The organism is Halosolutus halophilus (genome assembly GCF_022869805.1).
GTDB lineage: Archaea > Halobacteriota > Halobacteria > Halobacteriales > Natrialbaceae > Halosolutus > Halosolutus halophilus.
Genome location: NZ_CP094974.1, coordinates 4,283,995 through 4,303,808, shown reverse-complemented (window position 1 = coordinate 4,303,808; position 19,814 = coordinate 4,283,995). Strand labels below are relative to the sequence as shown.

Below are 19,814 nucleotides of genomic sequence, written 5' to 3'. Positions count from 1 at the left end.
TCACCGGTCGACGTCCCGATCGATCACCGGCTCCTGAAGCGAATCGGGAAAGACGTCCGTCGCGTCGGCTGCTGCCCCGCTGAACTCGACGCGCGTGCCGCCCGCGTCGCTCTCGTCGATCGCCACCGACCAGCCGTGGGCCTCGGCGATTCGTCGCACGATCGCCAGGGCGTAGCCCCGTCGATCGCCCGTCTCGGTATCCGGTTCGAGTAGCATCTCGCGCTGTTCCTCCGTGACGGTGGCGCCGTCGTCAGCGACGAAGAACCCGTCCGAACACGTGCCGACGCGGATCGTGACCGGCCCGCCGCTGTCGGGCTTGCCGGCAGCGTCGGACCCGGTCCCGACGTCCGGTTCGGCGGTCCGGAACAGGTACTCGAGAACGTCCGTCAGCCGTTCCTTGTCCGCCTCGAGCAGGCGATCGTCCTCGAGGTGGAGGTTCAGATCGGCCTCTCCGTCCAGTCGCGCCAACGCGCGGCGGGTGACGTCCTGCAGGGCGACGGGTTCGACGGTGGCGATCACGTCCCGCCGGCGCGCGAGTGTGGACAGGGTGTCGATCCACTCGACGAGTCGGTCGTGGGCCGTCTCGACCTCCGCGAAGTGGTCCGGATCGTCCGTCTCCTGTGCGACCATGAGATAGGCCTCCGCCACGTTGAGCAGGTCGCGGAGTTCTCCCTCGACGATCCGCTCGAACTTCTCGAATCGCTTCCGCTGGGCGGCGAGTTCCCGTTTGCGGCGCTTTCGTTCGGTGACGTCCCTCAACGTTGCGAGTCCGCCGGTCGACTCGTCCTCACGCTCGAGCGCGACGGCGGTGACGAGGAGGGTCCGGTGACCGTCCGTGGTCTCGCAGTGTTCGACGACGCGGAGCGGGTCGTCGGCCGCATGCTGCCCGACCGGCGGCGCGTCCGCGATGGAATCGAGGACGTAGTGGTCCGCGAGCGGCGTCCCGCGGAGCGTCGCACGATCGTCCCCGAACGCGTCCTCGAAGGCCGTGTTGACGTTTCGGACGACGGCGTCGCCGTCCGGGATCGCGTACCGAACGGCGGGGTCCGGAATAGCATCGAGAAGGGGTTCGAACCAGTCCTCGTCCGGTTCGCTCGAGGGTGTCTCGCCTGGCGGTTCGATCGGGATCGGTGCCTGCGCGGTCCCGCGTTCCGGTTCGTGGCACACCCAGCGGATTTCGTCGACGAGGTGTATGGTGGCTCGATCACCGTCGCGACGGACGTACCCATCGATCCCGTCGGTTGCTCGCGCGGTCGTCGGCGCGTACTCCGAATCGGTGTAGAGCACCAGCGGCGTCGCGTCGCAGGCCTCGATCACGTCCAGCAGGTGCGCACCGGCTGCGGTCGTCGGCGTCTCCGCGAAGACGACGCAGTCGGCCGCCGGCGCTCGCTCGCGGATCGTCTCGATCGAGACGGCCGGCACTACGGAGGGGCCGGCGGCGACGCGCTCGAGGTCGGCGGCCCCCGAGACGGCGTCGGATTCGGTTGCCGCGACGTACAGGACGATGTCGATCATGTGAGTGGGCCGATCGGTGCGTGCTGTGGGCAGGTCCTCGTCACAGACAGCGAGCGAACGGCACTAAATATGTACCGGTCACTCACCACGGCAGCTACCTGTAATCGGTTGGTGGGCTTATCGTTGCATCTCTGCCACAAGTTCGGTTTTTTCACCCCAACCGTCAACGACTGTTATTTCGGCTCGTTCGGGTGCCTCCATCGGACCGATGATGCGAACGAGAGCCGAGGGATAGGTAACCGCACTGCCGCCACCGCCGCCGCCGTTTTGCGGTCTTTTTGCTCTTGCTGTCCCGATAATAACGCCAGCATCGGTTTCGAGTTCCTCAACGGCAATTTCCGTGTATGACGTATCTGGGCCTCTTGAAGCGATGTACAGGAGGGCTTCGTCGTCGAACTCGGTTTCCTCGACGAAGGATTCGACCGCGTCCCGTCGCTCTTCCTCGACGTAGTTGAAGTCGAGGTTGGCAAATGCGACATCCGTCGAGCCATAGAATTCGAGATATCCCGACCGTTCTTCGTGACCGGCCCAGTCAGAGGTTCCGGTCGGGGCACTAAACTGCACGAGTTCGTACGTCTCAGTGCTACTCTCGTCCGGTTCGGTGTCGTTCGTCTCCTGTAGACACCCGACAACGAGGGAAGAAAGGCCGCTTCCAGTGCCCGCGAGGACCGTGCGGCGTTTCATACGGTCTATCTGGAATACTCACATAAAAACCGTTATCTGTGAGCCGCGGCGAGAGGCGGCGATGGTCGAATTCCGCGTGAGGTATAATACAAACAGAACGCCGGTTCGAGCGTCGGTTCACGGGCTGTATCGCCCGAACTCCCGTCGCGAGAACGACGTGGCATACCAGTTGCGGAACTGTTTTACCCGCTGCACGGTCAAACACGTACAATGAGCGAACTGGCGGAGGAATACCGCCTCGAGTACTTCGAGGAGGAAGGATTCGAGCGCAAGGAGTGTCCCGACTGCGGGGCTCACTTCTGGACGCGCGACCACGACCGCGAGACCTGTGGTGAGCCGCCGTGTGCGGAGTACGACTTCATCGGCGAGCCCGGATTCGCGGAGGAGCACAGTCTGTCGGAGATGCGCGAGGCGTTCCTCTCGTTCTTCGAGGACCACGGCCACGAGCGGATCGATCCGTACCCCGTCGCGGCCAACCGCTGGCGAGACGACGTCCTGCTCACGCAGGCGTCGATCTACGACTTCCAGCCGCTGGTCACGAGCGGCGAGACGCCGCCGCCGGCCAACCCGCTGACCATCTCCCAGCCCTGCATCCGGATGCAGGACATCGACAACGTCGGCAAGACGGGCCGGCACACGATGGCCTTCGAAATGATGGCCCACCACGCGTTCAACGTGCGCGAGGACGCCGACGAGGAGTACGCCTACGAGGGCGAGGTCTACTGGAAGGACCGCACCGTCGAACTCTGCGACGAACTCCTCGACTCGATGGGCGCGGACGTCACCGACGTCACCTACATCGAGGATCCGTGGGTCGGCGGCGGTAACGCGGGTCCCGCGATCGAGGTCATCTACAGGGGACTCGAACTCGCCACGCTGGTCTTCATGTGCATGGAGCAGGACCCCGAGGGCGAGTACGAACTCAAGGACGGGAACCGCTACTCCTACATGGACACCTACGTCGTCGACACGGGGTACGGACTCGAACGCTGGACCTGGATGAGCCAGGGGACCCCGACGGTCTACGAGGCGATCTACCCCGACATGATCGCGTTCCTGAGGGACAACGCGGCGATCGAGCACACCGACGAGGAGGCCGAACTCGTCAACCGCGCCGCCCGGCTCTCGGGACAGCTCGACATCGACGACGTCGACGACGTCGAGGCCGCCCGCGACGATATCGCCGCGCAACTGGACGTCTCCACGGACGAACTCCGCGATCTGGTCGAACCGCTCGAGGACATCTACGCGATCGCGGACCACTGCCGGACCCTCGCGTACATGCTGGGCGACGGTATCGTCCCCTCGAACGTCGGCACGGGCTATCTCGCGCGAATGGTGCTCCGGCGGACGAAGCGGCTGTGTGACAACGTCGGCGTCGACGCCCCGCTGGACGAACTCGTCGACATGCAGGCCGAGCGCCTCGAGTACGAGAACCGCGACACCATCCGCGACATCGTCCGGACCGAGGTCGAGAAGTACCGCGAGACGCTGGAACGCGGCGGTCGGCGAGTCGAGAGCCTCGCCGAGGAGTACGCGAAGAGGGGGAAGCCGATCCCGACCGACGAACTGATCGAACTCTACGACTCCCACGGCATCCAGCCCGACATGGTCGCGGAGATCGCCGAAGAGGCCGGCGCGGACGTCGACGTCCCCGACGACTTCTACAGCCTCGTCGCCCAGCGTCACGACACCCCCGAGGGCGTCGAGACGGTCGCCGAGGAGGGCGACGATCGCTTCGAGGACCTCCCGGAGACGGAGAAACTCTACTACGACGACCAGCAGCGAACCCAGTTCGAGGCAGTCGTCCTGGACATCTTCGAGCGCGAGGACGGCTACGACGTCGTCCTCGACCAGACGATGTTCTATCCCGAGGGCGGCGGCCAGCCCGCAGACACCGGGACGCTCTCGACCGACGACGTCACCGTCGAGGTCGAGGACGTCCAGATCGAGGACGGCGTGATCCTCCACCGCACCGACGAGAGCCCCGGCAAGGGCGAGTTCGTCAACGGGCAGGTCGACGGCGGCCGCCGTCGGCAGCTCATGCGCCACCACACGGCGACCCACATCGTCATCCACGCCGCACGACAGGTGCTCGGCGATCACGTCCGCCAGGCCGGGGCCCAGAAGGGCGTCGAGAGTTCCCGGATCGACCTGCGTCACTACGAGCGGATCGATCGCGCGGACGTCAAGCGAATCGAACGCCTCGCCAACGAGATCGTGATGGACAACACCACCGTGTCGCAGGAGTGGCCCGATCGCCACGACGCGGAGGCCGAACACGGCTTCGATCTCTACCAGGGCGGCATCCCGCCGGGCGAGCAGATCCGGCTGATCCACGTCGACGAGGACGTCCAGGCCTGCGGTGGCACGCACGTCGCCCGGACCGGCGACATCGGCGCGATCAAGATTCTGAACGCCGAGCGCGTCCAGGACGGCGTCGAGCGGATCACCTTCGCAGCCGGCGAGGCCGCAATCGAGGCGACCCAGGTGAAAGAAGACGCCCTCTACGAGGCCGCCGAAATTCTCGACGTCTCGCCCGAGGAGGTTCCCGACACCGCCGAGCGGTTCTTCGAGGAGTGGAAGGATCGGGGCAAGCAGATCGAGGACCTGAAAGAACAGCTCGCCGCCGCCCGCGCCGGCGGCGGAGGCGGCGGTGAGGAGGTCGCGGTCGGCGACACGACGGCCGTCGTGGATCGGATCGACGCCGATATGGACGAACTGCGCGCGACCGCGAACGCGATCGCCGGCGAGGGCAAGATCGCCGTCCTCGGCAGCGGCGAGAGCGGTGCCCAGTTCGTCGTCGCCGTCCCCGACGGCGTGGGCGTCAACGCCGGCGAGGTCGTCGGCGAACTCGCCGGCCGCGTCGGCGGCGGTGGCGGCGGTCCGCCGGACTTCGCACAGGGTGGCGGGCCCAACGTCGAGGACCTCGACGACGCGCTCGAGGACGCGCCGGACGTGTTGCGGCAGGTCCAGGACGCGTAGGAAGACTCAGTTCCTCGAGGTCGTCGACGACGCGTTCGAAGTCGATCTCGTCACTGTGTCTGAACAGGTTCGATACGAGTTTCTCATCCCGTTGGCATCGTTGCAGGTTCTACCAACCACCGTTCCGGATCGATCGAAGGCTCTGCTATTTCTACCGCTTGCCTCGTCATCAGGTGGTCGAAATAGTACTATCACCAGGTCATCGATCGTCATGATGTTCTGAATCGGGTCCGGAAGCAGGACCGACTCCCCGTCGGTTTCGAGTTCGTTATGGGTAAATTCGATATCTTCCATTTCTATTGCTTCGTATAGCCGAACTTGATATCAAAAAAATGACGATCGGCTACATCAAATCCTGTAATAGCGGAAGGCCGATGTGATCGGCGACAGCGCGGCAATCGGTGTCCCAGTCGAGCGGCTTGTCGTGACAGACGAGTATGATCGCGCCGCCATCGAGTTCTTCGATGCGATAGGCTGGTGCGGACAACAGCGTTTCACGACCATATGTTTCGACCATCGGTGGAGTGAAGACCGTCAGCCAACTCAGGCAGGCGTACTCGTCGTGAGTGAGCGACTCGGCCGTAACGGGCGGCTGTTTGACCTCGCCCTCGTAGAAGCGATGTTTCGGCGTTTCAACGTAGATCGCGATGGGACGATCGTCCGTGGCGGTATAGCCAGTACTGACACTTTCGATCAACGTATCGAGCGCTTCGTCGTCGAGCGAGTCGGTTATGCGATCATCTTTCTCATACAGAAACGAGGGTCTAACCGCATACGTAATCAGTGGAGAATACCACAAATTGACTGATGTATCATTGTCTTCGTATATATAATTATATTTGTAAGACATGTTAGTAATTCCTGAAACATAATCGGTGAGGATTTCGATATCTCCGTGATCTGTTGTGATGATCCCTCCTATAGTCCCAAACTCGCTGTGCTGGTCGAATGCAGCCCTGTGTGCGTTTTTTAGCGAATCGCGTTCGCCATCTTGATAGATGAAATAAATATAAATATCTTCTTCAGATGACAGATTATCGATCGTTCTTGCCATTGAATTTCACACTCCGACCGCAGTATGCGTTTACTATCATTCTCCATTCAGATAAAATTGTGTGCGGATAGCTGAATCGGTTCGAACACTCTATCGTTTCAGTCTTTCCATTCTATGATGGTACCGCTATAAATATCCAGATAGAAAGCTGCTGAGAGGGCGTTTATGGAGCCCCTTGTGCAGGAGTGCCGATGACACCCGGTCCGTATATCGATGTGGTACTGGGGGATGGTTCTCCGAGTGAATCGAGAGTTCCTTTGGTCACACCGTCAGTTTCCTCGATCAGCTTTCCGATCTTATTTAGCCCTCCATTTTGCTTGGTGAATGCTCCATCTGGAGCAACGACTTCCATCTGGGCAGATGGATCGATATTTCCTTTGGCCTGTTGCGCCTTGTACCGAATTATTTTCTCCCGAATGTCCCGGTACCGGACCGCACCTGTGCTCGACTTCGCTTCGAGATACTTACCGTTCGTTTTCACGACATCGAGCTCAGGGCCACCACCGAGAGCATTATCGATTATACGCAATCTTTCCGCTCTGGTGTCCGCATCTGCAAAGCTAATCTCGTCGATGATTCGATCGAACTGGTCGTCAGTGAGCTCAGTCGCGTCGATCCCGTCGTATTCTTTCCCAATATATCTGACGTTGTTTGGGTTGTCGACGTACTCGTTTGCGACACGGAATTCGTAGAGAGCGCCTCGAACGTTGTTCGTGCTGGACGGTGGAGCGATGTCCTTTGCAATCACGCCTTCGACGCCGTCCACGTTTCCGTGAAGGTCGTTCAGATTTCGCCCGAACGCATCGATTTGATCGTCCGTCACGGTGCCACTGCTGTAGTGTCTCGCGAGTGACTCCCGCATTCCTGCAGCGCTATCGCCGTCGTAATCTGTAAGACGTCGTATCGTATTCGCGTCGATTTCGTCGACGAATTTGACGCCCGCACCAGGTGCGTCGGCGATGAGTTCCTTCGTGCGCTGTCGGTGAACGCCGTCTAACTCGTCGACTTTTCGTACCGCCCGATCTATCTGACTATAGCTAACGGCGTCGTCGTCGGCCGCTCTGTAGACCGCCCGTCGGAACGACTCGTCGAGTTCGCCCGATCCATCCGCAACGATTCTGACGGTTTGCTCGTCGAGTTTGCCCGCGGTTTTTACATTATCGACCTGTTTCCCGGTGGATCGACCCGGGCCAAGAAGCCGACTCACGGCGTCGTCCCCCAGCGAGAAGGTTCCGGCGAGCGCCCGTGAGAGCTGATACCGACTGTACCGCACCGGCGCTTTCGCGGTGTGACTCGCTCGACCCGCCATCTGGGCCGCCCGGCGCATCTGGGGCGTGCTGATGGTGTCGACGGCCGACTGGACCCGCTTGGAACTCGAGAGGGCCTTACCTGCCTCGCCGGCCGGGATGACGGCCTCGACGACGAACCAGGAGAGGTAGCCGCCGTACCAGCCCTGGCGGTACGCTTCGTAGAGGTCCTCGTCTTCCTCGGGATCGTGGGGGTTGTTGCGCTCCTGCTGGGCGTCGATCGCGTCGGGCATCGACGCGATGATCTCGTCGAGGTTGAGGATGGCGTTGGGAATCTCCCGCAGCGCGGCGATGGTCTCGACGGGCTCGTTGTACAGCGCGCGCAGGCCGTCGATCGATTCGCCGGCCCCGGTCGTCATCCCCTGGAGGAAGCCGAGATCGCGTTCGATCGCGGTGTGCGTGATCCCCTGGGCCCGGATTGCGTCCGAAGCGGCGCTCCAGACGCCGCCCACTTCGACGGCGGCGACCTCGGCGGTGCCGTACCCGTCGACGGTCCCGTGGCGATCTTCGGCCTGGACCGTCACCCGCGAGCCCGCGAAGGCGTCGGTAAAGGTATCGACGGTTCCGATCTCGAACTCCACGTCGCCGTCGTCGCTCGTCCCGGACAGCGAGACGGTCTCTTCGACGTCGCCGTCGCGAACGACCCGCGCCTCGTCGAGGCCGGCCGGATCGTACACGAAGAACTCGACCTCGTAGCTCCCGGAGACCCGGACCGACCAGTCGCGGGGATCCCAGCCGGAGAGGTCCGCGTCCGGATCGTTGAACGTCGCATACGTGACGGTGATCTCGGGCGGGGCGATGTCGAACAGGGTCGGATCGTCCCCCCGGTCGAGCGCCTCGCCGTCCGAGATCCCGTCGCCGGTCGTGTCGCGCGATTCGGGGTTCGTGCCGAGCTGGACTTCGTCGACGTCCGACACGCCGTCGCCGTCGGTGTCGTTCACCAGCGGATCGGCGGTGACGCGATCGGTCTCGAGGAGGTCGTCCTCCAGTCCGTCCAGATCGTCGACGTCGTCGGCGCCCTCGAGTTCCGAGAGCAGGTCGAGCGAATCCTCGCGAGAGGCCGTGTACCTGATCTCGCGCTCCTCGAGCTGTTCGGCGTCGGTCAGTCCGTCGCCGGTCGTATCGATCCGCGCCGGGTGGTGTTCGGCGTACGCGACGGAGGCGTAGAGCTTCGTTTCGTTGTCCTCCTGGAAGACGCGGTAGTCGATGTCGACGGTCTCGTTGTCCCGAATGCCGTCACCGCTGGTGTCGAGCGCGATCGGATCGAGGTCCAGCGGTTCGCCGACGACGCCGGGCCCGCCGGTCGGCATCGAGAGGTTCATCTCGGCAACCAGATCCGGAATGCCGTCGCGGTTGGTGTCCTGCAGCTGGACCTGGGTTTCATTTTCGGCGACGCGTTCGAAGGTTTCGGGCAGGTCGTCGGCGTTTTCGACGTGGTAGAAGTCGCCGCCGGTGGTGGCGGCGATCTCGCGGAGTTCGTTCTCGTCGATCCCGTTGCCGACGCCGATGGTGCTGATCTCGATGCCGCGGTCGGCGGCGGTTTCGGCGACGCCGACGGGATCGGGGCCGCGGTTGGTGTGGCCGTCGGACAGGAGGATGATCGTCTGGGAGCGGTTCTCCCAGCCGTTGCGTTCGAATTCGTCGAGTGCCTCCTGAAGCCCGGCGCCGGTGTTGGTCGAGCCGCCGGCGTTCAGGTCGTCGATGCTCTGGTTGAGCGAGTCGTGGTCTCGCGTGAGGCGGTGTTTCAGACTGCCGCCGTAGGCGTAGCCGACGAGGCCGGCCTGTTCCTCGTCGGTCAGTGCGCCGACGAACCGCTTGGACGCCTCCCGGGCGTTGCGAATCCGGGAGCCGCCCATACTGCCGCTCTCGTCGACGACGAACATGACGTCGATCAGCTCGAACTCGGCACCACCGTTGCCGCCGTCGGTCGCGTTGTCGTCGAGCGTGATCGTGTCGCTGGTCTCGTCCTCCCACTCCTCGATCCAGAACACCGAGAAGAACGAGAAGTGGTCGACTTCGGCGGTCGCCGTGCCGTTATCGTGGTCGATCTCGGTCTCGACCGGCGTCCACGGCTCGTCGCTGTCGGGATCCCACGTGGCGATCGAGAGGTTGCCCTCGCGCTCGAGAGCCGTCTCGTCGAGGGGGATCTCGACCGTCGCCTCGTCGATGTCGCGCTGGCTCTCGATGCGAACCATCGGCCCCGCGCGGTAGGCGTCGTCGGTTTCCGGAGTCTCGTCGGTGATCGAGATATCGGTTTCGTGGAGGCCGTCGCCGCCCACATCGACGGAGACGCCAGACGACTCGTCCGACACCTCGACCTCCCGGTATTCGTCGGGAGCGGGTCGATCCGGAATGACGTCGTCTTCGTCGACGCGAATCTCGTGGGTCGCCTCGACCGTTCGATCGGCGTCGTGTGCCGCCGTCGCCGTCACCGTCACGGTGACGTTCTCGAGGTCCGGCCCGACGTCGACGAGGGTCGTTCCGCTCGCGATCGACCCGGCCGACTCGCCGGCCACGAGCGACAGCGGCTCGGCGTCGGCGTCACCGTCGACGGTCACGTTGGCCTCGTCGTAGGCGTACGGGCGGACGTCGGTGAGGGTCGCACCCAGTTGAACGAGGACCGTGCCGTTGCGCTCGAACGCCCGCCCCTGCGAGAGCGAGAGCGACGGTTCGCTGTTGGCCTCGACCGTGTCCAGCGCTCGCTCGGCGTGTTTCCAGGCGTTCTCGAGGTGGGTCAGTGCTTTCGCGCGGTCGTCGGGACTGATCGTTCGGTCCGGTCCCGTGGACTTGCCGTTCTTCTTCCCCTTCCCCCCGCCGGGGGCGTCCCGAGAGACGGTTTCGTCGGCCCGATCGAGCGCGTCGACGGCGTTTCCGAGCGCGCTCTCGGCCTTCTGTCGCTGACCGGGGTCGCGGAACCCGCCCTCGTTCGCCGCGACGACGACGTTCGCGTCGGACACGGCGAGCCGCGCGGTCGCGTTGCCCGCCGCGTACAGGTCGGCGCTGATCGCGTCGACGATCGCCTCGTCCTCGCCGTCGACTTCGCCTCGCAGCGTCGCGAGCGCTCGCTGGGCCTCGGCCAGGTGTTCGAACGCCGCTCGCGAATCGGCGTACCGGACCCGCCGGTACTCCTGCAGCGAGGCGTTGACCGCCTCGACGGTGTCGTTCGCCGGCGTCGTCGCGGCGTCGTCGCCGTCGATCTCGAGTTCACCGAGACGTTCGGTCGCGCTCACGATCGCCTCGAGGGTCGTGTTCGCCTCGAGGTCGGGAATCGTGACGTTCGCGTCGCCGCGATCGTGTCCGGGTGGGCCGCCATCTTGTCCGGGCGGTCCACCGCCGCTCCGCCCCGGCGGCCCGTCGTCCGCCCCGGGCGAGCCACCGGTCTGGGCCGCGAATGCGGTCGTTCGCTCGTCCGCCGCGCTCGCACTCGGCCCGCTGGCGAGTGCGGGCATGGCGACCAGCGAGGTCGCCATCAGCACGGCGAAGAGTACTGCCCCTAATCGCTCCTTGCTGAAACCCATACTCGGGATAAATAAATCTCTACACTTATAATTTATCTATACTTTATGGTATAACATCATGTCTGCCGAATCGAATCCAATATCGATACCGGCGTATTATTCGTCGCGGCGATCGCTGGCCGTCGACGCCGCGCGGAACCGAAACTGTCGCCTTGCTACGGCCGGACGATACGCGTATGCCGATTGCCTCGAACGGCTCCGTCTCGCTGTACTACGATCGCGAGGGGAGCGGCGAGCCCGTCGTCTTCGTCCCCGAAGCCGGCCTCGGCGGCTGGTCTTGGGGGTGGCAACACGCCGCTATCGCCGGCCCCTACGAGGCCGTCGTCTGGGACCTCCGGGGGACCGGCCGATCGGACGCGCCGCCGGGCCCGTACACGATGGAGACGCTCGTCGACGACCTCGAGGCGGTCCTGACCGACTGCGAGATCCGGACCGCTCACCTCGTCGGCTGCGGGCTCGGCGGCGCGATCGCGCTCGCCGCGGCCCGGTCCTCGAGTCGGGTCGAGAGCCTGACCCTGTTCGGAACCGCCGCCCGCGGAGACGAGTACGACCTCGACCCGCTGTTCGCCCCGCCGGACGATCGGGCGGCGCTCCGTGATTCGCTCGCCGCGGGTCTCTCCGACGACTTTCGAACCGCTCAGCCGGACGTCTGCGACGGAATCGTCGACTGGCGGGCCGACGGCGACGCGACCCGCGAGGGCTGGGACGCGCAGGTTGCCGCGCTCGAGGGCTTCGACGCGACCGACTGGCTCGTGGCGGTGACCCAGCCGACGCTGGTGCTTCACGGGGCCGGCGACGAACTCGTTTCTCTCGAAGCCGGCCGAGACCTTGCACGCGGCCTCCCGCGCGGGGAGTTCGTCGAACTCGACGAGGCAGGGCACCTGGCGTTTATCGAGCGCTCGCGGACGGTCAACGATCGACTCCTCGGCTTTCTCGAGGACCATACCGCCGCGGTCTGATCGAGCCGGGAGCTTCCGGCCAGTTCCGCGAGCGCACTGCTTGCCAGTGTGCCCCACCCTACTACGAGCCCGCGCGTGGAAACGCCGCTCGTGACCCTTTCGCTGGCTCGCCGGGCCGATCGGTTCCCGGACCGGTCCGCGGTCGTCGACGTCTCCGAGGAACGTCTGTACGCGTCCGCCGAGACCGTCCACGAGGACCGCGTCTCGTACGGGGAACTCTCGGCCATCGCCGGCAGAACTGCCGGTCGGCTCGCGTCGCTGGGAATCGAGGGCGGCGACACCGTCTGCTTCGTCTCGCGCAATCGGGTCGCCTCGCTCGCGCTCCTGTTCGCCTGCCGGCGGCTGGGTGCGACTTACGCTCCGATCTCCCACCGGTTGACGCCGGCCACGGTCGAGCGGCCGTTCGACGCGGTCGATCCCGACATCGTCGTCTCCGAGACCGCCCAGCGGGATCTCGTCCGCTCGATCCCGTTCGATCGGTCGGTGACGCTCGACGAACTCGCGGACGAGACCTCAGCCGGGATCGAACGCCGGGGTGACGACGCGAACGTGCCGCTGCTCGCACCCCACGGCGAGTCGGGTCGTCCGATCGTCGGATTCTCGGCGAGTACCGTCGAGTGGAACTGTATCGCGGCCGCCGTGACGTGGGGACTCTGCGGGACCGACTCGGCGATCGTGTGTACTCCGCTCTCGACGGTTGACGGGCTGTTCCGGGTCGCGCTCCCCGTGCTGTACGTCGGCGGGACCGTCCTGCTCGACCGGGCCTTCGATCCCGGCGACACGCTGACCGCCGTCGCCGACCACGGGGTGACGACGCTGTCCTGCCGATCGTCGGCTGTCCGCGAACTCGCGGCGGACGAGGGATTCGACGCTATCGAGGGGCTCGACCGGACGATCTGCGACGAGTCGACTCCGCCGGCGGCGCTGGAGCCGTACGGCGATCGCGGCGTTTCGGTCGCACGCGCCTACGGTCGCCTCGAGTGTCCCGTCGCCCTGAGTCAGTCGATCGAAACCGATCGCGACGGTGACGAGCCTGGTGACGGAACCAGTGTCGGCCGCCCGGTCCCGGACTGTCGGACCCGCCTCGTCGACGCCGACGGCACTGTTCTCGAGGGGGCAGCCGAGGGCACTCTCCAGTTGTCGGGACCCGTGCTCGCCGACGGCTACGTAACCGCTGCCGGAACCGACGACGAGGACTGGTTCGAGCCTGTCGCCGAGGAGACCGCCGGATCGGCCGAAGTCGTAGACGGCGACGATCGCGGCCGGTTCGCGGATGGCTGGTTCGATACCGGGGAGCCGTTCCGTCGTGACGCGGATGGAACCTATTATCTGCGGTAATTGACCCCCTCGATCAGGAGCGGCGGGTCGTCCCGGTCACGGACGCTCGAACTCGGTCGGCAGTCGCGGCAACGCCGGTACGCGACGGAAGGTCTATTTTTATCGAGTCGTCACTAGTCCCCAATGAGTCAGCTCCGTCTCGCCGTCCTGAACGCGGCCCATCAGGACGCGAACACGACGCGAAACTTTCGGCGCGAACTCGACGCCTCGCTGGCGGAGTTCGACGTCACCGACGGGACGCTCCCCGACGGCTTCGAGTTCGACGGGGCCGTCGTCACCGGGTCGCGCTCGTCGGTCTACTGGGACGAGGAGTGGATCGAGTCCACCAGAGAGTGGGTGGACTCGGCGATCGATCGCGGGATTCCGGCCCTCGGGGTCTGCTGGGGCCACCAGCTGCTCGCGGACGTGCTCGGCGGCACGGTCGCGGACATGGGCGCCTACGAGGTCGGCTACAGTACGATCGAGCAGGTCACCGACTCGCGGCTGTTCGACGGCATCGCCCGGGAGTTCACGGCCTTCACGAGCCACTCCGACGAGGTGGCCGACCTCCCGCCGGGGGCCGAACCCCTCGCGACGAACCGGTACTCGAACCACGGGTTCCGAAAGGATCGGGTCTTCGGCGTTCAGTTCCATCCCGAGTACGACGCGAAAACCGCACGCGAACTCGTCCACCGCAAAGAACTCTCCGACGATCGGCGCGAGTCCGTCCTCGACGAGATCACCGAGGCGAACTACCGGAACGCCTGCGAGGCGAAGCTGGTCTTCGACAACTTCGTCCAGTTCGTCCGCGAGGTGAACGCAACCGATGTGGCCGTCGAAGCGGACACCTCGGAACGCGCTGCGAACGTCGGGAGGTCTGACTAGCTTTCGGGCGGCGCTACTTCTGACGAAGCAGGAGTTGCTCGAACACATCGTAGGACGCCTACGAGTCGAAAGGTGCGGCAATCGAGATGTTCCGCGAGGATTCCGAGTCGTCAGCAAACGGTGCGTAAGCGACGACGAACAGGGGCCACACGAAGAACGACTCGGATGTCGGCCGATCAGTCGGCCGCCGCCGTGACCTTCGCCGTCTCTTCGGCGCCGATCGCCTCGACGATCAGTTCGGCGACGTCGACGATCTCGATCTCGTCCTCGTAGCCGCCGGTCTTGCGGCCGTCCTCGTACATCGTCATGCACATCGGGCAGGCGACGACGAACTTCTCGACGTCGCTCCCGGCGTCGGTGTCCTCGAGCGCCTCGCGGATACGCTCCTTGCTCGGTTTCGGCTCCTCTTCGAAGTCCATCCAGAGGCCGCCGCCGCCGCCGCCACAACAGAAGGAGTTGTCGCGGTTGCGGGGCATCTCGTCGAGTTCGCATCCCGTCGCCCGGATGAGTTCGCGCGGGGCCTCGTACTCGTCGTTGTACCGGCCCAGATGGCAGGGGTCGTGGTAGGTGACCGTGTAGTCGAGTTCCGTCCCGGTCAGGTCGAGTCGGCCATCCTGAACGATCTCCTCGACCGCCTGCGTCCAGTGGAGGACGTCGATCTCGCCGTCCGCGTTCCACTGCTCCTCGTAGTCGAACGGCATCATCGGGTCGTCGGCGAACTCCTCGAAGTCGACCTCCGGGTACTCGTTCTTGAAGGTGTTGTAGGAGTGTGGGTCCGTACAGACGATCGTGTCGAACTCGCAGTCTTCCCACGTCTCGACGTGGTGGCCGGCGAGTTCGACGTAGAGGAACTCCTCACCGACGCGGCGGATGTCGTTGCCGTCGTACTTCTCGTCGTCGAAGAGGATGCCGAAGCTGACGTCGGCCTCCTGTAAGATCGCCGCCAGCGATCGAGCGACCTTCTTGTTGCGCTCGTCGTAACTCGGGAAGTCGCCGACGTACCAGAGGTAGTCGACCTCCTCCTCGCGGGCGTCGGGGACGTCGAACTCGAGGTCGTCGGCCCAGTCGCCCCGGTTGCGCGGCGAGTCGCCGAACGTGTTGCCGTTCTGCATGACGTTCTGGAAGACGTCCTGCATGCTGGAGGAGACGTCGCCCTGGTCGGTCAACTGGCGGTTGAGCCGGGTAAAGGACTGGAGGTGCTCGATCTCGACCGGACAGGCGTCCATACAGGCCATACAGGCCATGCAGGACTCCATCGTCTCCGCGTCGATCACCGAGGTGCCGCCGTCGGCGATGATCGGCTGCTCCTCGCCGCCGGCGTCGAGGCTCTCGCGGTACGTCTTCAGGTCGAGGATGACGTTCCGCGGGTCGAGGGGGCGATCGGACGCTTTCGCGGGACAGACCGAGGAACAACGACCACACTTGGTACAGGCGTCCTGGTCGAGGATCTCCTTCCAGGTGAAGTCGTCGATGGATTCTGCGTTGGTCGCGTCCAGGTCGGAGGGAACGTTCGGGAGGCGCTTTCCGGCCTTCTCGTCGCGAGTGATGACGTTCGCGAACGAGGAGATCATGTGGAACGGCTTGGCGTAGGGGATCCACGCGATGAAGAAGAACGCGAGCAGCGAGTGCGACCACCAGGTCAGCCAGTGGAGCGTCTCGGCGTTGACCCCGAGCACGCTCACCGCGGTGTAGTTCGGATCGGTCGCCGTTCCCTCGATCGTCGGGAGTCCGATCGCGTCGAACACCATCGCGAGGCCGTAGCCGACGAAGCTGACGATTTCGTGTTCGGGCATGCCGGTCGCGTAGATGCGAAATCCTTCGAGCAGGAATCCGCCGAGGCCGAGGCCGAACAGCGTCCAGATGAAGATGTCGTCCTCGCTGGAGGTGTGGCGGTCCCAGAGGCGCTCGTTGCGAACCCAGTAGCGCCGGTAGATCGCCATGCCGATTCCGACGACGAACAGCAGGCCCATGGCGTCGACCATGAACTGGTAGCCGAGGTAGAAGTCACCCTGCCAGAAGTGGATGCCCAACAGCAGGTCGGTACCGTACTGGTTGAACGCGATGATCGACGTCGCGATGAACAGGGTCAGGAACCCCCAGAGAATAAACGAGTGCATCAGGCCGCCGTAGAGGTCCCGATTGAAGTTCTTCTCGTTCGAGAGCACGATTTTGGCCGCGCTGACGATTCGGTCCGGCAGGTCGTCGAGTCGGGCGAACGGATCGTCGTCCCCCTCGGCGTAGCGACTGAAACGCCGGTAGACGCCGTAGAGGAGGACGACGATCGTGATGGACGCGAGGAGATAGAACAGCGCGTACTCGGTACTGCTTATCCCCCAGTAGGTTTCCCGACTCACCTCCGACTGGGCTACGATGTTCATGTTCTATCACCCGGAGGGATGAGACTTAACTCTTGTCACACCGATCGGCCCGCTACACCGTCGCCTTCTTGCGAAAATAATTCTGGGATTGTGAGTTTATAAGCGTTGTCCGTGGTCTGTTCGCGGCCGACGCTATCTGGCAACAGGCTTAAATAGCCGCCCGTCGGGAGTGTCCACCCATGAACGACAAAACCGAGGAGCTCCGGGATATCTTCACCGACGTCACCGACGGTGAGGCGACCGTCACCGAATCACAGGAGGATACTCGCGGCTCCCTCGAGAAAGACGAACGGACCGTCGAGGACCGGCTCGAGAACGTCATCACGCAGATGCGAGAGCGATACGAGTTCGAGACGCCGCTGACCGACGCGCAACTCATCGCCCTCGCCAAGGCGTTCTACGACGACGAGAGCGACGCCGCGATCGCCGACGAACTGGACGTCGACGAGGACGTCGTCTTCGAGACCCGCCTGTCGCTGCACCTCGTGGCCGACGACGACGCCGACGAGGTCGATCTCGTCGCGATCCGCGATCGGGAGGAAGACGACGCCACGCTCGCCGCCGAGTACGACGTCAGCGAGGCTCAGATCCGCCGCTACCGGAAGGTTGCCGCAGCAAAAAACGAGTCGCGAGCGGCCAACGACCGCTACCGTGACGAGTTCGACAGCATCCTCGCCGACGCCGATCTGACCGATCGGATGGCCTCGGACGTCCGCGAGGACGGTCTCGAGGACGCTACGGAAGGGATGGAGACGGACGTGGAGTTCTAGAAACGAACTTTTTACCCGGATCCTCGCGCGCCAAAAGCGCGCTCGAACCCGGGCACAACCTTCGATGAAAAGCTGAGCGCGCCAGCGGCGCACTCGGTACAACTGCACACCGCGGATAGTGACAGTCATCGACGCCGATTTTCGGACGTACCTTTTTATACGATCGGGCGGCCAGACGTCCCGTGACTCGACACGTCGCGTTCAGCGATCTCCGAACGGTCGCCTACTGCCCGCGGAAGTGCTACTACCAGCGAACGCGGGACGATCACGATCGGGCGTCGCCGCCCGAGGTCGCCGCAATCAGGGGCCTCGCGACCCGGTACGACGAGTTGCTCGACGCGTGCCCCGACGAACTCGCGACCGAACCGATCGCCGTTCCGCCCGCCACGTACCGCGAGCGTCTGGCGACCGCGCGGGATCGTCTCGGTGGTGGAGACGGCGCGGACGGTGTGGACGGCGAGGACGGCGAGGACGACACGAACCACTGGGACAGACTCCGCGACCCGGCCGATCGCGACGTCCTCGCCACCGGGCGTGACTGTCGGGGCATCGTCCACAAGGTGCTGGCAGAGCCGGTCGAGCCCGCGATCGTCTCGGCCGGAAAACCGCCCGAACGGGGCGTCTGGCAGCCCCAGTCGGTCCACGCCGTCGCGGCGGCCAAGGCGCTCGCCTGGGAGCACGAGACGCCCGTCGAACGGGCGTGGCTGGAGTACCCTGCCTCCGGCGTGATCCGGCGGGTCGAACTCACGACGCGCCGGAAAGCCGAGTACCGGGCGGCGCTGCGGACGGTCCGGGAACTCGACGGGCCACCGCCGCGGATCGACAACCGATCGAAGTGCGCGGCCTGCGAGTTCGCCGACGAGTGTGGTGTCCGGACGCGGACGCTGCGATCCCTGCTCGGGTTCGGCTGATCGCGGTGCTCGCCGCGTCGGAAACTGGTAGCCTCGGCTGGTCAGTGCCGATCGAGCCAGTCCTCGATCTCGTCGGCCATCGCTCCCCGTCGATGGATCGTGGCGCTCGAGACGTCGACGACGGTACTCTCGGTGCCGGGCGTCTCCCCGTCGTCCAGCGCCACCGCGGCCGCCTCGCGGATCGCCGGATCGAGGTCGTCGAGACGCCGAACGCTCCCCTGCCCGCTGACGTTCGCGCTCGTCGCGGTGAGCGGCGTGTCGGCCCGTTCACAGAGCGCCAGCGCGAGGTCGTGGTCCGGGATCCGGACGCCGACCCGATCGCGCCCGGCCGTGAGTTCGTCCGGGACTGCCTCGCGCCGCCGACAGAGCACCGTCACGGGACCGGGCAGGAACCGGGCCATGAAGTGGCGCTCTCGATCGGTCGCCCGCACGTACTGGAACGCGGCCGGGACCGAGGGCACGGCCAGCGAGATCGGCTTCGAACGGTCCCGCCCCTTGGCGTCGAAGACGCGGCCGACGGCCTCGGGGTCGAGCGCGTCCGCACCCAGCCCGTAGACGGTCTCCGTGGGGTAGACGACGAGGTCCCCGTTCGTGATCGCGGCTGCCGCACGATCGATCTCACTCATTCGATCGACCATCGGGCCGTAACCGGCAAAAGCGTACCGCGTCGCTACGCGAGCCCGAGCCGTTCCTCGAGGTCGTCGTAGTCGGGGAAGTCGGGCCACTCGGTCGCGACCCACGCGGCCTCGACGGTGCGGTCCGCGTCGAGCGCGACGAAGGCGGGACGCGGTTCGCTGATCCCGGTCATCCCGTCGAGGTCGTGTGCGATGCCGTACGACTTCGCGACCTCGTTGCCGGGGTCGCTGAACAGCGAAAACGGGTACTCGTTCTCGTCGAGGAAGCGGGAGATCCCGTACGGCGTCGCGGCGCTAATGCCGACGACGCGTTCGTCGAGTTCGTCCCACCCTCGTTCGTCGAGTTCGTCCCAGACGTACTTGGCGAGGAACGAGCCGACCATCGGCGTGAACACGAGAATCGTCCGGCCCTCGCTCGCGAGGTCGGAGAGGGTCCGATCCTGCCAGAACTCGTCGGTGACGAGCGGGCGGGTGAAGTCGGGTGCGACGTCGCCGGGGTCGAGACCGTCGGCGGGGCCGAGGTCGACGACATCGAAGTCCGGCATCAGTCTTCACCTCCAGCGTCGACGGCGGCCGTCTCTGCGGGGCCGTCCGCGTCGGCGCGATCGCCGTAGGTCGACTCCAGGTAGTCGACGATGTTCGCGCTCTCTGCCATCGTGATGCCCGTGGTCTCGTCGACGACGACGGGCACGGTCCGGACGCCCGCGACGCGCTTGACGACGTCGCGCCGGGAGTGCATCGGTTCGACGAACCGCGACGTGTACGCGAGATCGTACTCCTCGAATAGTCGAGCCACGCGTTCGCAGTAGGGACATCCCTGCAGTCGGTAGAACGTGATCGGTGCGTCCGTCACTGCGCTGTCTGATGCGGTCATAGACGTTCGTTCGGGAAAGAGG

General features: G+C 64.9%; 15 protein-coding genes. 6 read left to right on the top strand and 9 right to left on the bottom strand.

Annotation, left to right across the window (positions count from 1 at the left end):
- Together MUG98_RS21195 and MUG98_RS21190 are read right to left on the bottom strand one after the other, a co-directional pair.
- Nucleotides 1-1,515: an ATP-binding protein gene (locus MUG98_RS21195; protein WP_265109407.1), complete on the bottom strand. Its 1,515-nt coding sequence runs from the start codon at nucleotides 1,513-1,515 to the stop codon at nucleotides 1-3.
- A gap of 117 nt (nucleotides 1,516-1,632) precedes the next feature.
- Complete coding sequence (locus MUG98_RS21190; RefSeq protein WP_265109406.1) at nucleotides 1,633-2,199, bottom strand: hypothetical protein; 567 nt, start codon at nucleotides 2,197-2,199, stop codon at nucleotides 1,633-1,635.
- Nucleotides 2,200-2,409: 210 nt separating this feature from the next.
- Between MUG98_RS21190 and alaS the strand changes: the two genes are divergently transcribed.
- Nucleotides 2,410-5,184: an alanine--tRNA ligase gene (gene alaS / locus MUG98_RS21185; protein ID WP_265109405.1), complete on the top strand. Its 2,775-nt coding sequence runs from the start codon at nucleotides 2,410-2,412 to the stop codon at nucleotides 5,182-5,184.
- Between the two features lie 6 nt (nucleotides 5,185-5,190).
- Here the strand turns inward: alaS and MUG98_RS25680 are convergent, their stop codons facing one another.
- The 3 genes from MUG98_RS25680 to MUG98_RS21175 form a co-directional block, all read right to left on the bottom strand.
- Complete coding sequence (locus MUG98_RS25680; protein ID WP_486606247.1) at nucleotides 5,191-5,478, bottom strand: DUF7957 family protein; 288 nt, start codon at nucleotides 5,476-5,478, stop codon at nucleotides 5,191-5,193.
- A gap of 49 nt (nucleotides 5,479-5,527) precedes the next feature.
- Nucleotides 5,528-6,238 carry a hypothetical protein gene (locus MUG98_RS21180; RefSeq protein WP_265109404.1) on the bottom strand — a complete coding sequence of 237 codons (711 nt, stop codon included), beginning with the start codon at nucleotides 6,236-6,238 and terminating at the stop codon, nucleotides 5,528-5,530.
- Between the two features lie 163 nt (nucleotides 6,239-6,401).
- Nucleotides 6,402-11,063, bottom strand: a complete 4,662-nt coding sequence (locus MUG98_RS21175; protein ID WP_265109403.1) for a vWA domain-containing protein — start codon at nucleotides 11,061-11,063, stop codon at nucleotides 6,402-6,404.
- 176 nt (nucleotides 11,064-11,239) lie between these two features.
- Between MUG98_RS21175 and MUG98_RS21170 the strand changes: the two genes are divergently transcribed.
- The 3 genes from MUG98_RS21170 to MUG98_RS21160 all read left to right on the top strand — a co-directional run bounded on the left by MUG98_RS21170 (nucleotide 11,240) and on the right by MUG98_RS21160 (nucleotide 14,224).
- Complete coding sequence (locus MUG98_RS21170) at nucleotides 11,240-12,022, top strand: alpha/beta fold hydrolase (RefSeq protein WP_265109402.1); 783 nt, start codon at nucleotides 11,240-11,242, stop codon at nucleotides 12,020-12,022.
- 75 nt (nucleotides 12,023-12,097) lie between these two features.
- Nucleotides 12,098-13,360, top strand: coding sequence for a class I adenylate-forming enzyme family protein (locus MUG98_RS21165; RefSeq protein ID WP_265109401.1), 1,263 nt, complete (start codon nucleotides 12,098-12,100; stop codon nucleotides 13,358-13,360).
- Nucleotides 13,361-13,483: 123 nt separating this feature from the next.
- Nucleotides 13,484-14,224: a type 1 glutamine amidotransferase gene (locus MUG98_RS21160; protein WP_265109400.1), complete on the top strand. Its 741-nt coding sequence runs from the start codon at nucleotides 13,484-13,486 to the stop codon at nucleotides 14,222-14,224.
- 176 nt (nucleotides 14,225-14,400) lie between these two features.
- Here the strand turns inward: MUG98_RS21160 and MUG98_RS21155 are convergent, their stop codons facing one another.
- Complete coding sequence (locus MUG98_RS21155) at nucleotides 14,401-16,602, bottom strand: (Fe-S)-binding protein (protein ID WP_265109399.1); 2,202 nt, start codon at nucleotides 16,600-16,602, stop codon at nucleotides 14,401-14,403.
- Between the two features lie 179 nt (nucleotides 16,603-16,781).
- Between MUG98_RS21155 and MUG98_RS21150 the strand changes: the two genes are divergently transcribed.
- Both MUG98_RS21150 and MUG98_RS21145 read left to right on the top strand, forming a co-directional pair.
- A complete protein-coding gene (locus tag MUG98_RS21150; RefSeq protein WP_265109398.1) occupies nucleotides 16,782-17,372 on the top strand; it encodes a conditioned medium-induced protein 4 in 591 nt (196 codons plus the stop codon).
- Nucleotides 17,373-17,554: 182 nt separating this feature from the next.
- A complete protein-coding gene (locus tag MUG98_RS21145; protein WP_265109397.1) occupies nucleotides 17,555-18,283 on the top strand; it encodes a CRISPR-associated protein Cas4 in 729 nt (242 codons plus the stop codon).
- Nucleotides 18,284-18,324: 41 nt separating this feature from the next.
- Here the strand turns inward: MUG98_RS21145 and MUG98_RS21140 are convergent, their stop codons facing one another.
- From MUG98_RS21140 to MUG98_RS21130, 3 genes are read right to left on the bottom strand one after another with little or no spacing between them, the layout of a single operon-like run.
- A complete protein-coding gene (locus MUG98_RS21140; protein ID WP_265109396.1) occupies nucleotides 18,325-18,909 on the bottom strand; it encodes an L-threonylcarbamoyladenylate synthase in 585 nt (194 codons plus the stop codon).
- A 44-nt stretch (nucleotides 18,910-18,953) separates the two neighbouring features.
- On the bottom strand, nucleotides 18,954-19,463 hold the full coding sequence (locus MUG98_RS21135) for a redoxin domain-containing protein (RefSeq protein ID WP_265109395.1): 510 nt from the start codon (nucleotides 19,461-19,463) through the stop codon (nucleotides 18,954-18,956).
- The gene (locus MUG98_RS21130; RefSeq protein WP_265109394.1) at nucleotides 19,463-19,792 is read right to left on the bottom strand and encodes a glutaredoxin family protein; all 330 of its coding nucleotides are present in this window, start codon (nucleotides 19,790-19,792) and stop codon (nucleotides 19,463-19,465) included. The genes MUG98_RS21135 and MUG98_RS21130 overlap by 1 nt, the downstream gene beginning before the upstream one ends.
- Nucleotides 19,793-19,814: the final 22 nt, after the last annotated feature.